At 54.5% G+C, this 14,558-nt stretch carries 15 protein-coding genes and 1 pseudogene; 9 read left to right on the forward strand and 7 right to left on the reverse strand.

Annotated elements, in window-relative coordinates; translation table 11 throughout:
* Positions 1-147: 147 nt before the first annotated feature.
* Both greA and QZ862_RS02965 read left to right on the forward strand, forming a co-directional pair.
* A complete protein-coding gene (greA, locus tag QZ862_RS02960; RefSeq protein ID WP_062426441.1) occupies positions 148-624 on the forward strand; it encodes a transcription elongation factor GreA in 477 nt (158 codons plus the stop codon).
* 32 nt (positions 625-656) lie between these two features.
* Complete coding sequence (locus QZ862_RS02965) at positions 657-1,706, forward strand: glycosyltransferase family 4 protein (protein ID WP_296073679.1); 1,050 nt, start codon at positions 657-659, stop codon at positions 1,704-1,706.
* 76 nt (positions 1,707-1,782) lie between these two features.
* Here QZ862_RS02965 and QZ862_RS02970 read toward each other — a convergent pair whose 3' ends face one another.
* The 4 genes from QZ862_RS02970 to QZ862_RS02985 form a co-directional block, all read right to left on the reverse strand.
* Positions 1,783-2,826, reverse strand: a complete 1,044-nt coding sequence (locus QZ862_RS02970) for a glycosyltransferase (RefSeq protein ID WP_296097393.1) — start codon at positions 2,824-2,826, stop codon at positions 1,783-1,785.
* Between the two features lie 52 nt (positions 2,827-2,878).
* The gene (locus QZ862_RS02975; RefSeq protein ID WP_296097395.1) at positions 2,879-3,670 is read right to left on the reverse strand and encodes a glycosyltransferase family 25 protein; all 792 of its coding nucleotides are present in this window, start codon (positions 3,668-3,670) and stop codon (positions 2,879-2,881) included.
* A 10-nt stretch (positions 3,671-3,680) separates the two neighbouring features.
* A complete protein-coding gene (locus QZ862_RS02980) occupies positions 3,681-4,715 on the reverse strand; it encodes a glycosyltransferase (RefSeq protein WP_296097397.1) in 1,035 nt (344 codons plus the stop codon).
* Between the two features lie 150 nt (positions 4,716-4,865).
* On the reverse strand, positions 4,866-5,678 hold the full coding sequence (locus tag QZ862_RS02985) for a glycosyltransferase family 25 protein (protein ID WP_113266859.1): 813 nt from the start codon (positions 5,676-5,678) through the stop codon (positions 4,866-4,868).
* 234 nt (positions 5,679-5,912) lie between these two features.
* Between QZ862_RS02985 and gmd the strand changes: the two genes are divergently transcribed.
* From gmd to QZ862_RS21295, 6 genes and pseudogenes are all read left to right on the forward strand, one after another.
* Positions 5,913-6,968 carry a GDP-mannose 4,6-dehydratase gene (gene gmd, locus QZ862_RS02990; protein WP_296097399.1) on the forward strand — a complete coding sequence of 352 codons (1,056 nt, stop codon included), beginning with the start codon at positions 5,913-5,915 and terminating at the stop codon, positions 6,966-6,968.
* 31 nt (positions 6,969-6,999) lie between these two features.
* Entirely contained in the window at positions 7,000-7,941 is a 942-nt protein-coding gene (locus QZ862_RS02995) for a GDP-L-fucose synthase (protein WP_296097401.1), read from the forward strand.
* A complete protein-coding gene (locus QZ862_RS03000) occupies positions 7,922-9,100 on the forward strand; it encodes a DegT/DnrJ/EryC1/StrS family aminotransferase (RefSeq protein ID WP_296097403.1) in 1,179 nt (392 codons plus the stop codon). Before QZ862_RS02995 ends, QZ862_RS03000 begins: the two co-directional genes overlap by 20 nt.
* Before the next feature lie 35 nt (positions 9,101-9,135).
* On the forward strand, positions 9,136-10,128 hold the full coding sequence (locus QZ862_RS03005; RefSeq protein WP_296097404.1) for a hypothetical protein: 993 nt from the start codon (positions 9,136-9,138) through the stop codon (positions 10,126-10,128).
* Positions 10,129-10,200: 72 nt separating this feature from the next.
* Positions 10,201-10,719, forward strand: a complete 519-nt coding sequence (locus QZ862_RS03010; RefSeq protein WP_296097406.1) for a hypothetical protein — start codon at positions 10,201-10,203, stop codon at positions 10,717-10,719.
* A gap of 130 nt (positions 10,720-10,849) precedes the next feature.
* Positions 10,850-11,209 (forward strand): annotated as a pseudogene (locus QZ862_RS21295) (glycosyltransferase family 10); the annotation flags it as partial.
* Positions 11,210-11,260: 51 nt separating this feature from the next.
* Here QZ862_RS21295 and QZ862_RS03015 read toward each other — a convergent pair.
* Both QZ862_RS03015 and QZ862_RS03020 read right to left on the reverse strand, forming a co-directional pair.
* Positions 11,261-12,217: an alpha-1,2-fucosyltransferase gene (locus QZ862_RS03015; RefSeq protein ID WP_296097408.1), complete on the reverse strand. Its 957-nt coding sequence runs from the start codon at positions 12,215-12,217 to the stop codon at positions 11,261-11,263.
* Complete coding sequence (locus QZ862_RS03020; protein WP_296097410.1) at positions 12,172-12,933, reverse strand: glycosyltransferase family 25 protein; 762 nt, start codon at positions 12,931-12,933, stop codon at positions 12,172-12,174. Before QZ862_RS03020 ends, QZ862_RS03015 begins: the two co-directional genes overlap by 46 nt.
* A gap of 207 nt (positions 12,934-13,140) precedes the next feature.
* Here QZ862_RS03020 and QZ862_RS03025 point away from each other — a divergent pair, with 207 nt between their 5' ends.
* On the forward strand, positions 13,141-13,881 hold the full coding sequence (locus tag QZ862_RS03025; RefSeq protein WP_296097412.1) for a hypothetical protein: 741 nt from the start codon (positions 13,141-13,143) through the stop codon (positions 13,879-13,881).
* 21 nt (positions 13,882-13,902) lie between these two features.
* Here QZ862_RS03025 and QZ862_RS03030 read toward each other — a convergent pair whose 3' ends face one another.
* Positions 13,903-14,370, reverse strand: a complete 468-nt coding sequence (locus QZ862_RS03030; protein ID WP_296097414.1) for an Lrp/AsnC family transcriptional regulator — start codon at positions 14,368-14,370, stop codon at positions 13,903-13,905.
* Positions 14,371-14,558: the final 188 nt, after the last annotated feature.

Here is a 14,558-nt window from a genome sequence, read left to right on the forward strand (position 1 = left end):
GGGCCTTTTAATTTGCTGGCATTTCAGGATGCTCTTCTGATATAGTCCGACAAATTGTGATTTTGACATGGTTCCGAAGTTTTGCTCCGGAACCTGTTTCTTTTTGTGTCTGCGACTACCGCGGTGCGAATGTGAAGGAATAAAAAGATGGTAGAAAAAGTACCGATGACCCAGGGCGGTTACGTCAAGTTGCAGGAAGAACTTCGCTGGCGTCAGCAGGAAGAGCGCCCGCGCATCATCGAGGCGATCGCCGAAGCCCGCGCGCATGGCGACCTGTCGGAAAATGCCGAGTATCACGCCGCCAAGGAAGCGCAGAGCCACAATGAAGGCCGCATCTCCGAGCTCGAAGATCTGACTGCCCGCGCCGAGATCATCGATCTCTCCAAGATGTCCGGTTCCAAGATCAAGTTTGGCGCCACCGTCAAGCTCATCGATGAAGACACCGATGAAGAAAAGACCTACCAGATCGTTGGCGATCAGGAAGCTGACGTAAAGGAAGGTCGCATTTCGATTTCCTCCCCCATTGCTCGTGCCCTGATCGGCAAGGAAGTGGGTGACAGCATCGAAGTGAATGCGCCTGGCGGCTCGCGCGGCTACGAGATCCTGTCCGTCAACTGGAACTGAAATCCCCCGCTCCTGTTGCGAGACTTCAAGACTTGCCCCATGTCGATCTGAGAGATGTCCGCGTCCTTGCGCCAAACTTCAAGCGCAGGCTCTCGGGCGTGACATCGACGATCATTCAGCTCGTGCCGGTGCAGAACCGGCTCGGGCAGAAGATCGCCGTGATCGGGCCCGGCCTGCCGGACAGCCTGCCCTTTGTTCGCTTTCGCGATCTCTGGCGGCTGTGGCAGAATGGTCCAGAGGGCAAGCCCCGCGTCTGGCATGCGCGGCGCAATATAGAAATGCTGCCGGCCATCATCATGCGCGACATCCTGCGCATGAAGCTGAAGATCGTCTTCACCTCCGCCTCGCAGCGCAAGCACACCGGCTGGACCAAATTTCTGATTTCCAGAATGGATGGCGTAATTGCCACCAATAGCCAGACGGCCTCCTATCTGGAGGTACCGAGCACGGTCATCATGCACGGCATCGACACCGATCGCTTTTCCCCGCCCGCCGATAAGGCTGAAGCAAAGGTCGCACGCGGCCTCGATCCTCAGCGCAAATATGTCGGCTGCTTCGGCCGCATACGGCACCAGAAAGGCACCGATCTTTTCGTTGACACGATGATCCGCGTTTTGCCAGACCATCCAGAGTGGTCGGCCATCGTTGCCGGACGCGCAACAGGTCCGCATGTGGATTTCGAGAATAGCTTAAAGGAAAGAGTGCGAGCCGCAGGTCTTGCCGACCGCATCCTCTTCGTCGGAGAGCATACCAACATCAACGAATGGTACCGCGCGCTTGACCTCTTCATCGCCCCCCAACGCTGGGAAGGATTTGGCCTCACCCCTCTGGAAGCCATGTCGACGGGTGTGCCCGTAATCGCAACGGATGTCGGCGCCTTTCCGGAATTGGTGCGCGAAGGCGAAACCGGCACCGTCATTGGCCGCGATAATCTTGATGCGATGGTTGAAGCGACCTCTGGCTTCCTGAGCGATACAGAGATGATGCAGCGAGGAAGTGCGGCTGCGCGCCAGACGACAGTGGAAAATTTCGCGCTTGAAGGCGAAGCCCGGTCTCTCGGTAATATCTATGCGCGCGTTTAGACAGCCGAATATCGCTTTTCCGATCGCAACACTGGACAGCGCCGTCCCAGCCTGAGCTGAAACAGCGCGACCGCCTTCATCGCCTGCCGCTACGCAATTCCTCGAAGAATTCCAGATATTGATCGACGATCCGCTCTGCGGAAAAGCGTGCGGCCAATTGCTCTCGCCCACCTTGAACCAGCTTCGCTCGAAGCTCGGGCGCCCCTTGCAGACGCAAGAGCGCCTGCGCCATACCCTCGACATCGTCGATCTCGGTGAAGAGAGCGCTTTCATCATGCGTCGCAGCCCAGGACGGCCCTTCGGTTTTGGTGGACACCACAGCCACTTCCGCCTTCCAGCCTTCGAGTAGCACGTTGCCAAGCGGCTCCTGTCGGCTCGGCACGCAGAACATATCCGCCGCCTTGATATAGGCCGCCGGCTCCGAAACCCAGCCGATGAAGCGGACGCGATCGGCAATCCCAAGCTCTTGCACCAACCGCTCCAGATCGGCTCTATCGGGGCCATCTCCAACCAGCCAGAGCCAGAGGTGAGGCGTCGCCGCGACCGCCCGCAGCAAGGTATCGAAACCCTTGGTCGGCACGAAGCGGCCAAGACCGCAAACCAGAGGGACATCGTCCGGCGTCGAAAAATCCGACCTTTTGACGACGGAGGTACCGACCTCGCCCGGAAAATTGGATATAATCGTCGTCTTACCCTGCCAGCCGAGTGTACGGCAGTGTTCGATGACGTTGGGCGCATTGCCGACGATAGCATCGGTGTTGCCGAAATAGCGGACGTGATGCGGATAATCGCCTAGACGCACAACGCGTATGGCATGACCGGTGTCCGGCATCAGCCGCGCCGTCGGCGCACGCCACCCCATCACCACATCGGCCGGCCACTGCTTCATCGAGCGCTTCAGCAACTGTGTGCGCAGCCACCAGTTGGGCCAGCGGCGAAGATAGTAGCCCTCATGCACCGTGCCCCGATCGTCAAGCTCGTGACGCCATGTCACGCCCGGCCGGATTGCAAATTGCTGCTCTATGCCACGCTCGTGAAAAGCGCGGGTGAGGCGCAGGAAAAACTGCTCGGTGCCGCCATCCGTGCCGAATTGCAGGTGAAATATCCGCTTCACGCTCATCGTAACGCACTTTCTCGGGCTTGGACTGTAAGGTGATTGTAACGGCGCGAAATCACGAAAAATACTTCCGTTTGGTCGCAATCAGCTTGTCCACCATAAGCCGCCGCTGTTTGCGCAGACCATAAAGGAAGCTGCGGGCATTACGGCTTCTCGATATCTTTCCGGGATGCGCAATGTCGCTGACCGCATCGGTGGTGGACACCGGCCTTGGAAAGAAAGAATAGCCGCCGCCAACCCGGGTGATCCAGTAGCGGAAGAAGTTATCGACCGGCGCGAAGATCACACGGTGTCCATCGACGAACTCCTGCGCACCTTTCCTCGACCACAGAATGGCGCCTGTCGTCATCGGAAAATAGTGGGCGGAGCAAAGAGTAAATATATTTTTCCCGAAGCTCATGGTCTTCAGTGGACGGAAGATCTTCAGCTTCTCATTGCCCATGTTCACGATCCGCCAATCGGGATCATGCGCATTGAGAAAACCGATCGTTTCCGTCACGATCGCATGCAGAGCTTCATGCGGTGCAGCGTCATCTTCGATCACGAGGCAGTAGGATCTGTCCGTCCGAAGAAACGCCTTCGCCGCATTCAAGTGACTGTAATAGCATCCGATTTCGCCACCGACCAACTCGCGCCCCATATAGCGTCTGGCAGCCGCGGCATCATAATCGGCGACCGTATCGAGGGGCAGCTTGCGCCCATCGAAAGCCGAGAGACGCTCGAATGCGACACCGGCTTTCTCAAGCGCCACCGACACCTGTGAGAAACGCTCCGTGCTGCCATCCAGATTGATGACGTAGCAGCAGAAATCGGCATTTGCCGGGATGTCATTTAAGTTGGAGACCATCAAAAACGCCCTATCGTTTCATCTGCTTGAACAGATCGAGATAGGCATCCACCACCGCATCCTTGCGGAAATCGGCGTCAAGCCTCGCCCTGCCCTGCTCTCGCAGTTTCGCCGCCAGTTGATCGTCTGTGCGGATACGATTGATCGCCGCAAGGGTGCCATCCACATCGTCGATGTCACACATGAGCGCATCTTCCCCGTCCCGGATAAACCAGGACGGCCCTTCGGAACGGGTGGAGACCACCGGCACATCCGCCTGCCAGGCTTCGAGCACCACATTGCCAAGCGGCTCATGGCGCGATGGCATAACGAAGATCGAGCCCGCGGCAACATAATTCATCGGCTCCTCGACCCAGCCAGTGAAGCGCGTGCGGTCTGCCATGCCCAGTTCCTGCACCAGTTGCTCCATTTCGGCCCGCTTGTCGCCGTCGCCGATCAGCCACAGCCAGGCATCGGGAATCTGCGCCACGGCCTTGATCAGGACATCGAACCCCTTGCGCCGGATGAACCGTCCGGTGCCCACAACGAGGAAGGCATCTTCTGGTGTACCCATGCTGGCACGCGATACCGGCTTGATGGTGGTTTCACGAACGAAATTGGAGACGACCTTGACCGGCTTCGTCCATCCCAATTGCACGCAGGCCTCGGCAATGCCGGGCGCATTGGCGACAATGAGATCGTTGTTACGGAAATTCTTGAGATGACGGGGATAATCGCCAAGCCGCGTCAGGCGCACGCTGTTGCCATGTGCCGGAACGAGGCGAGAGGAGCGCGACATCCAGGCCATGACCACATCCGGCTTCCATTCGCGCACGATCTTGTTCACCTGCCAGCGAAGCCAAAGTGCCTTTGGAGAGATGCGGCGATATTCGCTTTCAATGGTGAGGCCAAGCGCTGCGATCTCGTCGCGCCAGATGCGACCCGGCCGGACGATGAAACGCTGCTCGATGCCACGATCGCCAAAAGCCGTCGCCAGATTGACGAAGAAGCGCTCGGCACCGCCCTCCTTGCCGAAATGCATGTGAAGAATTCTTTCGGCACTCATCCAATATCGCTCCGCACCCGGCCAACGCTTAAGCGCTATATAACCGCGTCCAATAATAGTCCACGTGACTTATAGGGCAAAAGCGTACTTGGCGGCCTTGCGCACAATAAAGGTAGCCTGAAAATGAAGCTTACGCAGACACAATGACCGTCAGGGCGCGGAATCTTTCCAGAAAATCTCTCTGATGGCGCCGCGCTTGGTCAGGAAAACCACGAGCTGCCGGTGGATCTGGCTGATCTCGTTCCAACCCCGACGCAGCTTTCTCAGTTTCAGCCGCCAGCCCGTGGGGCGAGCGGCCTTCCCGAACTTGGCAATATCGGAGTTGTACTCATACTGTCGCTGCGTCGCCATTGCCGGCTGGACGATGAAAGGCTTCAACTGCCGGAAGACCGGCGACACCGTGTCGTTGAAGAGAAAATGATCGATAGGAACTCTCATCAGTCCTCGATAGGACAGCGCTAACTGCGCGGCCCGGCGCGACAGAATATAGGCCCCGCCCCCCACATGCCTTGAATACATGCGGTGCAGAGCGCGCTCCGTGCCCGGAACCTTGATCTCGGCATCCCCCAAAAGGACCTTGGAACTGCCGGACCCGAACTTCTCCAGCTTGATCACGTCCACATGGGAGGGGATCCAGTCATCCGACCGCAAGGCATTCGCCACATCACCGGAGAGAAACACATCGTCCTCAAGCATCAAACCGAACCGCGCGCCTGTCTGCAAAAAGGCTTCCCAGGCATAGGTATGGCTCACCGTGCAGGACCGATCGCCGAGGCCGAGCGCACCCAGCGGACCAGCAGGTGTAATGACGCCATCCAGCAACGCCTCATCCACCTTCGTGGCATCGCAGGCATCGACGCGGGTAAACGCCACGCCACGCTCTTCCAGATGATGCGACACGCGCTCCAGCCTGTCCTCGCGACGCGCAAGGTTTATGACGAAAACGGGAATGGCCTGGTTCATGTCGCACTCTTCCAACTCTTGAAGCCCTACAAGGCCTTCGCAGCTCAGCGACTCTATAGGCTTTTCGACGATCACAGCACAAGATGTGTCACCGGCAAGGCCCGGTCCTGATACTCTCAAGACATCGGCGTCAACTTCCCGGTTTATTTTGCCGGCGACTTGCGGTATCGCAGCGTGAACGCGCGTCTGCTTCTGCTCGAGGCGCCTGCGCCAAGAAAAGATGAAAGCAAGCCGATGTCCGAAAAAGCAAAAGTAGCCCTCATTACCGGCGTCACCGGCCAGGATGGTGCTTACTTGGCTCAACTGCTGCTCGACAAGGGGTACATCGTCCATGGCATCAAGCGCCGTTCCTCGTCCTTCAACACCGGTCGCATCGAAAACATCTATCAGGATCCGCACGAGGAAAACCCACGCTTCATCCTGCATTATGGCGACATGACGGACGCAACAAACCTCATCCGCATCGTGCAGGAAACCCAGCCAGACGAGATCTACAATCTCGCTGCCCAGAGCCACGTGCAGGTTTCCTTCGAAACGCCGGAATACACCGCCAATGCCGACGGCATAGGCACGCTTCGCCTGCTCGAGGCGATCCGAATTCTGGGTCTCGAAAAGAAGACCCGCTTCTACCAGGCCTCCACCTCCGAGCTTTACGGGCTCGTGCAGGAAGTGCCTCAGCGAGAAACCACGCCCTTCTATCCCCGCAGCCCATACGCTGCAGCCAAGCTCTACGCCTACTGGATCGTGGTGAACTATCGTGAGGCCTATGGCCTGCATGCCTCAAACGGCATCCTCTTCAACCATGAAAGCCCGCTGCGCGGCGAGACCTTCGTCACCCGCAAAATCACCCGCGCCGCCGCCGCCATCAAGCTCGGCCGGCAGGACAAGCTCTACCTTGGCAATCTCGACGCCAAGCGCGACTGGGGCCATGCGAAGGAGTACGTCCGCGGCATGTGGCTGATGATGCAGCAGGACGAGCCAGATGATTATGTCCTCGCCACCGGCGAAACCACCCCCGTCCGCACCTTCGTGGACTGGGCCTTCGCCGACGCCGGCTTCACCCTGAAATGGGAAGGCGAAGGCGTCAACGAAAAGGGCATCGATACCGCAACCGGCAAGGCTTTGGTCGAAGTCGACCCCCGCTACTTCCGCCCAACGGAAGTCGATCTCCTGATCGGCGACCCGACGAAGGCCCATGAGAAGCTGGGTTGGAAGCATGAGACGAGCGTGCGGGAGCTTGTGCGTGAAATGGTGGAGAGCGACCTCGTCGTAATGGCGGCGGCACCGTGAAGCAAGAACTCCGGGCTGTTAAGGAAAGCACATGAAGATCTTGCTGACCGGCGGACGTGGGATGGTTGGGCGCAACATCCTGGAGCAGGCGGAAAAAAGAGGCGCTGAGGTCCATGCGCCCACAAGTGAGGTCCTTGACCTCACCAACGCTGCCAAAACGGCGGAATTCGTCCAATCGCTTCAGCCATCGATCATCGTCCACGCCGCGGGACGGGTCGGCGGAATTCAGGCCAATATTCGTGAACCTGTTCGTTTTCTGACGGAAAACTGGAGCATGGGTGAGAATATCGTCCGGGCAGCGAGAGCGGCAGGCGTCAAGCGACTTATCAATCTTGGAAGCTCGTGCATGTATCCGCGCGGCCACATGGACCCGCTGAAAGAAGATATGGTGCTGGGTGGACCCCTCGAGCCCACCAACGAGGGTTACGCCATCGCCAAATGCGCAGTCGCTCGACTTTGCGACTATGTCACGCGGGAGGACGGCGAGTATCAGTACAAGACGCTCATTCCCTGCAACCTTTACGGTCGTTTCGACAAATTCGATCCCGCCGTCTCCCATATGATCCCCGCCGTCATACACAAGCTGCATTCCGCCAAAGAAAGCGGTGCAGAGGCAGTTGATATTTGGGGAGATGGTAACGCGCGCAGAGAATTCATGTTTGCCGAGGACTTGGCAGAGGCCATCTTTTTCGCCCTCGACTATTTCGAGGCGCTGCCCGCGCTGACCAATATTGGCCTCGGATACGATTATACGATCAATGAATACTACGCCGCAGCCGCAGAGGTCATCGGCTTCAAGGGCAGCTTCGTCCATGATCTTTCCAAGCCCGTCGGGATGGCGAGAAAGCTCCTGGACGTGACCCGCCAGACAGAACTCGGATGGGTGCCTCGCACCAAGTTGCATGACGGCATTCGCAAGACTTACGACTATTATCTTTCCAAGGAAGTACAGAATGTCCTATCCGCTCGCTAATTCTGCCTGGGACCATGAGGAATATGAGGCAATCCAATCGGTCATCCAGTCCGGGATGTTCACGATGGGACAGAAGGTTGCCGAATTTGAAAAGGCCTTTGCGGACTATGTCGGCAGCCGCTACTGCGTCATGGTCAACTCCGGGTCCTCCGCAAATCTCGTGATGATCGGCGCGCTCCGATACAAATCGGAATCACCGCTCTTGCCGGGAGCGGAGGTGATCGTTCCGGCCGTATCATGGAGCACCACCTACTATCCGCTCTATCAATATGGCCTGAAGCTGCGCTTCGTCGATATCGACAAGGATACTTTGAACTTCGACCTGGAAAAGCTCGAACAGGCGATTACGCCGAACACGCGGGCGATCTTGGCCGTCAACCTTCTCGGCAATCCCAACGACTTCAACAAGATCAAGACCATCATCAATGATCGCGACATCGTTCTGTTGGAAGACAACTGCGAGTCCATGGGCGCAACATTTGAAGGAAAGCAGACGGGCACCTTCGGCCTCATGGGAACCTATAGCTCCTTCTTCAGCCACCATATCTCCACCATGGAAGGTGGAATAGTCGTTACCGACGACGAGGAAATCTATCACATCCTGCTGGCTCTGCGCGCGCATGGCTGGACTCGAAATCTGCCGAAGCAGAACCGAATCACGACCGACAAGAGCGACGACCCCTTCACCGAGGCCTTCCGCTTCGTTCTTCCCGGCTACAATCTGCGCCCTCTCGAAATGAGCGGCGCATTGGGACTGGCTCAACTGCGCAAACTACCGATGATCGTTCGCGAGAGACGAAACAACGCGGAACGTTTCCTCCAGATCATGAAGCAATTTCCCTATCTCAGAACCCAGAAGGAAATCGGCGAAAGTAGCTGGTTCGGCTTTAGCATGATTGTCGAACCAGACGCCAACGTAAGCCGCGAACATCTGATCTCAGCTCTGACGGCTGCAAAGGTGGACACCCGACCCATCGTCGCAGGCAATTTTGCCAAGAACGAAGTGCTGAAATGGTTCGACTATACGATTGCAGGCGACCTTACAAATGCCGAGCGGATCGACGAGGCAGGCTTCTTCATCGGTAACCATCACTACCCGCTGGACAGTGAATTCTCGACGCTTAATGATGCCCTTGGGGCTTCAATGCAAAAAAACTAAATTCCTAGGCTAACTTCTGTGATCGGACCAACGTTATGGCGTGTCGCCTGAGAATTCAGCCAAGAGGTGGGACTGCCAATCAATTGTTGCAGTTCATGCTCGCTAAAAACATTGAGCGCGTCGTCGGCGACGTGAATGTTAGCGGCTACCATATTCCAGAATGGGGTTTGCATGCAACGGCAGATAATCACCCTCACAAAATGATAGAACTGGCTCTGACCGGCAACTACATCTACCACGAAGACGTCGTTGACATCATTCGCAGAGGGCTCGCGTCGAATATTTTGTTAAAGGGGCACTCGTTCAGAATGTCGAATTACGCCCCGCCAGAATTTTATCGGCCGCTCATTGGCTCACGATGCGACAATGTAAAAGGATATGGCTCCGAACACGTCGTGTTTCACATTCGTGGTGGCGACATTCTCACCCCGGCCCACCAAGATTACTATCCTATTCCGTTCTCCTACATAGACGGTGTTTTGGAAAACTCCAATGCAGCACCCGTCTTCATTGGGCAGTTAGAAAACAGCTACTACGCAAAGAAACTCCACGAGCGCTATCCAAACGCTATCTTTTCTAAACCACAGACAGCGGTGGAGGACTTTGAGACACTACGACGGTCTCGCGAGATTGCAGTATCGATCAGTTCGTTCGCGTGGCTCGCCGCTTGGTTGTCGCACGCAACAATTATCCATTTACCTGTCGCCGGCATGCTGAACCCAGTTCAGCGTCCAGACATAGATCTGCTCCCGTTGGAAGATCCACGGTACAAGTTCTATCGTTTCGATGAGTTTAAATGGAACGCAACGCCAAGCGACATCGAGACACTTTGGCAAAATCGTAAGCATGCCCTCTTTAGTCGAGAAGAGATGGCGGAGATAAAATTTTCCGCTGCAGACCGCACGAGAGCGAAATCTCGTCGTTCTCGGGTGAAATTATATGCCCGAGCACTACTCACTTTGTCAGCAGATAAAATCTGCCAAGCTGCCTGTTCGCCTCTCAAGTGGCGTGGCACGGTGAGAAACTAGTTTTTTATGAGAATGGCACTGCAGGCTACGCGATACGATCGCGTTCGGTAGCGTGGAAATGAGAGCAAGGACATGACGTTGCGGCCAGTTATTTATGCTCCCGAGCAAGAGAACATGGCGAATATATTTTGCCAGCCTGGCACCAGAGGCGATGAGCAAAATATATGGCACCTAATTCAAACCCGTTTTCGACAGCACGGCTATGAGTTGTATACTCCCGAGAATTATCACGGTGCATTAGAGGATGTTGCCTGGGTCATCTTTCAAAACATGCTCAGAGACTTCAAACCTATGCGCCTTACCAAACGGGTCAAACGAGCCTTCAATCAAATGCTGGGCAAGGGAACATTCTACCAATGCTGCATAAAAGCAGGCTTAGCAGATAGGATCGCGATTGCTCAATATGAACCTCCTATCGTAGAAGAATCTGCTTACGACAGAAAAAATCACTTTGATTTCACTGTTATATTTACATGGAGCAAAGATCTCCTGGAATTAGGAAGCAGATATAAAGAGTTTGTCTTTCCACAGCTCGATACTTTGCCGCTACAACCAAGTCCGCACTTCCAAGATAGAAAGCTTATTTGCTAATAAGGCATCCACACATCCTGACGAACTCTACACCGCTAGAATAGAGACGATAAAATTCTTAGAACAGCATTGTATAGATGACTTTGATCACTAAGGCGCGAGATGGACCGGGGAATACAAGTCTTGGCGCGGCAAAGTTGAGAACAAACTGGCGACAATGTCAAATTATCGTTTTAATCTATGCTACGAAAATGCACAAAATCTGCGCGGCTATTTGACGGAGAAAATATTTGATGCTTTCCACGCTGGCTGCGTCCCGATCTATTTGGGTGCTCCAGACATCGAGGACATGATTCCAATCGATACATTCATTGATCGCCGGAGGTTCTCCTCCGACGGAGAGCTCTTGGAATTCTTGAGAAGCGTCAATGAATCACAGTGGAGAGCATTCATAGAGGCTGCGCGGCAATACCTTCTAAGCGACGCGCACCAAAAGTACACCGCAAATGGAATGTTTTCACTGTTAAAGACTGGACTGAAGATATCATGACTTAAACGGACATAGAATATCGAGTTCGTTTGTGCAGCGCGCGAAGTTTGCCTACAATCTTTCCCACTTCGAAGGCACAATATCCGTGCTATCCCGCTCTGATGAACGAAACCATTGGGCGGGCGCTATCACGTGCTTTTCCTGACGCGGGTTCAGCCAAGCTCCCCACCAACTGAAGGTGCTGTTGGCGATAATGTGGGAGTGGCACGCGGCCATAAGATGCATGTCTTCTGCATCTCTGCCGTCTGCCTGAGGCTCCACGAAGACAGCCCCATCAAATCTCGGAAGATTCGCTCTTGCCCATTCTGGGTCGTCGGAAAATATGAAAAAGGTTGGACTCGGAGTCTTGGCGGCCATCATCGCCATTGCTTTCTCATACCAACTCGGCTCGCAGGTACCGTGGATAGCGTTCGCCCTCTGATTTGTGACATAGTCGCCTCTCCTTACATGGACGGATATTGGCGCCTCAACACTGCGGATCATAGAAAAAACGTTCTGTCTCTTGTGACTATAGCTTTGATTCAGTGAGAAGTCCTGACGGATAACGTCGGCATGCCGCACGAAATATTTCTCGCTCTGCCAGTAGCCGGAAAGGTGAGCAGGTCCCCGCCAATTCATAACGTTTGGATCAAAAGATTGGGTCTTCTCAAACAACTGGGGAATTCGCCCCCTATTTTTTATTTTGGTGACAAGTCTTCCGAACAGACTCTTTCTCGGCGGATAAGGAATTTCCCCACGTTCCGCGACTTCATATATGATGTCGAATTGCTTGAGTTGAAAAGCGTGTACCGCGTAACGCTCCATTTCGGTCAGATCCAGCTTCAGGGTCTGATCGGTTTCGATAGAAAGCGCCCGCCCAACAGCATATTGAAACATCTGGTTGCCGAGACCACCAACGATACGGGTAATGATCACTCTCTTTTCTCGATCTTTCTGGTGATATAACCAAGCTTGCAGAAGAACTATTTCGGCATTCTGCGCCAGCGGCCAAAGTAGCGAATATTGCACATGAAACGGAGCGTCTTATCGTAAATTCGGTAAACTTTGCGACGGAAACGAAATCTACTCGACGGCTCATCTCGCGCGGTTCCGCCCCAAATCTCGGACTTTTCTACTGCTTGAGCGGCATGTATAACCGGAGGTGGCGCGATATTGTAGCAATATATGCCATGACGCCAAAAACGATCGAGATGACAATCAACTGGTTCGAACCAGACTTTCGCTGTCTCAATCAGTTGTTTCGCAGCGCCTGGAGATACAGCATAGCATGATGTCCCATGAGGCCCGATCTTGAGGCGGATGATATCTAGCCCTTTGGAGAGGCTCTCTATCCTGACCCAGCGGCGTCTTTTGTGACGAGAAAGGCGGATGACACCGTACTTTTCTATCTTGTCACATGCAACCTCATAGGCGCTCAGGAAATTGTCGTTCAGTGTCACGTCATCTTCGAAAATGAGCAGTGGTTTATCTTCAGCAACACATTGTTCCCAAAGTAAGTAATGGCTTGCGTAACATCCCAACTCACCGAGGGTCAGAATGTATCCGTGACGCATCTCCGACTTTAGGGGGTCGAAACGGCTGAAGAGCGGGTGAGGCTTGGCCCTTCCGTCGATGGCATCGAAAAAACGGTAGGGCAATCCTAATGGATCCAATAGTGCCCTCATCGCGGTACGACGCTCGTGGGAACGAGTTAAATTCACAACGACGATATCAAGCTTTTCCATGCGGGAATCCGAAACGAGTATTCCGCCCACTAGCACAAAGACGTCAGCGACAAAATTGGTATTCCTAAAACTTGTGAATTTATCCCGTTTGCTATGAAACGACCCCAAAGCCCATTCGCGAGGCCGACTATTGGGTTGCACGGGCAGCAAAAGCGGACTTAAAACGGTATGGAAGTCAGCAAGTCTAATTGAGGAAAACATTTCGCTATGCCAACAATCGATATTTGCCTCGTTGCCGGCCGTCGACCTGACCTGCTGAAAACAACACTACAGAGCTTCAGCGCGTCCGTGTTCAAAAATTTTGACGTCGCGAACTTTTACGCAAACATCGACCCGATCTTCGGTGGTACAGATGACGAAAAGCGGACTCAGGACGTTGTCCGCTCATTTTTTCCTGACGCCCACATCAGAACACCAGAGAATCCCAACTTCTGTACTGCTGTGAAGCGGAACTGGCTTTCAACGCAATCTCCGTTTGTGTTTCACCTTGAAGATGATTGGGTGGTAAACGAGGAAATTTCCTCAGCCGAGATACTCGAAATCTTTAGCAATAAAGATGTCGCACAGGTGTCCCTAAATCACTTCTACAAAAACTGGAATTATAAGCACGGCCCTTACCATCGCCAGTGGCCGCGGTGGAAAGTGCTAGGAATCAAGTTCAAGTTGGGCTTTTCATTTCCGTGCTTCACCACGTCTCCATCCTTTCTCAGAGGAGATTTCGCGCGTAAGGCAGGCGCATTGATGGATGAACGCTTTGACCCAGAGAAGCAGTTTCATAACGACGTCAACCGCCCGCTCAAGAAGTTTATCAAACCTTATAAGAACTTCATTTATGGCGAACGCAAGCCTTACGTCATCACGGATACCGGACGCGACTGGCGTGACGAGCGGAAGATAAAAAAGACGCTCGTCAACAGCACGTCGTCCTGGGAAACAACTGAAAGTTGACGATGAAGGGGTTCACTCCCCTCAAACCTCAACCAACCCCAACCTCTTCACTTGCCGGATTGTCAACATCGTCCGCACCGTCTCCACATGCTCATCCGCCGTCAGCACCTCGATGACGAAGTCCTGAAACTGCGTGAGGTTTTCAGCCACGCAATGAAGCAGGAAATCGCTGTCGCCTGACACCATCCAGGCTTGGCGTACTAAGGGCCAGCGATCAGTGGCGGCGGCGAAGGCTTTTAGGTTGGTTTCTGACTGACGCTTCAGGCCCACCATGCAGAAGGCCACCAGATCGAAGCCGAGCTTGGGGGCATTCAACATGGCGTGGTAGCCCTCGATTATGCCGGCCTCTTCCAGTTTACGCACGCGCCGAAGACATGGGGGTGCGGAAATACCAACGCGATCGGCGAGTTCGACATTGGTCATGCGCCCGTCGCGCTGCAGTTCCCGCAGGATTTTAAGATCGATGGCATCGAGTTCGACGCTGGCCACGCATGCATTCCTTCGTCAGCGGTTACGTGCTTCCTTCTACTCCACGCGACGGGATTCGCAATAATCCGTCGTGCCCACGACACAAAATTACGTGTTCTCCCGCAACTGCCCTGTTGGTAATGCACGGCTGCCCTTGAATATCGGCACTGGACACCCTTAAATGCTGCGCAAGAAGGGTATCAATCTTG

Source organism: uncultured Agrobacterium sp. (assembly GCA_913777615.1).
Taxonomy (GTDB): Bacteria; Pseudomonadota; Alphaproteobacteria; order Rhizobiales; family Rhizobiaceae; genus Agrobacterium.

What these genes read in the sequence shown, in the direction of transcription:
- QZ862_RS02980 (WP_296097397.1), bottom strand. Translation starts at nt 4,715, where the DNA reads ATGAGTGCCGAAAGAATTCTTCACATGCATTTCGGCAAGGAGGGCGGT.
- QZ862_RS03005 (WP_296097404.1), top strand. Translation starts at nt 9,136, where the DNA reads ATGGCGTGTCGCCTGAGAATTCAGCCAAGAGGTGGGACTGCCAATCAA.
- QZ862_RS03000 (WP_296097403.1), top strand. Translation starts at nt 7,922, where the DNA reads ATGTCCTATCCGCTCGCTAATTCTGCCTGGGACCATGAGGAATATGAG.
- QZ862_RS03025 (WP_296097412.1), top strand. Translation starts at nt 13,141, where the DNA reads ATGCCAACAATCGATATTTGCCTCGTTGCCGGCCGTCGACCTGACCTG.
- QZ862_RS02970 (WP_296097393.1), bottom strand. Translation starts at nt 2,826, where the DNA reads ATGAGCGTGAAGCGGATATTTCACCTGCAATTCGGCACGGATGGCGGC.
- QZ862_RS02985 (WP_113266859.1), bottom strand. Translation starts at nt 5,678, where the DNA reads ATGAACCAGGCCATTCCCGTTTTCGTCATAAACCTTGCGCGTCGCGAG.
- QZ862_RS02995 (WP_296097401.1), top strand. Translation starts at nt 7,000, where the DNA reads ATGAAGATCTTGCTGACCGGCGGACGTGGGATGGTTGGGCGCAACATC.
- greA (WP_062426441.1), top strand. Translation starts at nt 148, where the DNA reads ATGGTAGAAAAAGTACCGATGACCCAGGGCGGTTACGTCAAGTTGCAG.
- gmd (WP_296097399.1), top strand. Translation starts at nt 5,913, where the DNA reads ATGTCCGAAAAAGCAAAAGTAGCCCTCATTACCGGCGTCACCGGCCAG.
- QZ862_RS03020 (WP_296097410.1), bottom strand. Translation starts at nt 12,933, where the DNA reads ATGGAAAAGCTTGATATCGTCGTTGTGAATTTAACTCGTTCCCACGAG.
- QZ862_RS02975 (WP_296097395.1), bottom strand. Translation starts at nt 3,670, where the DNA reads ATGGTCTCCAACTTAAATGACATCCCGGCAAATGCCGATTTCTGCTGC.
- QZ862_RS03010 (WP_296097406.1), top strand. Translation starts at nt 10,201, where the DNA reads ATGACGTTGCGGCCAGTTATTTATGCTCCCGAGCAAGAGAACATGGCG.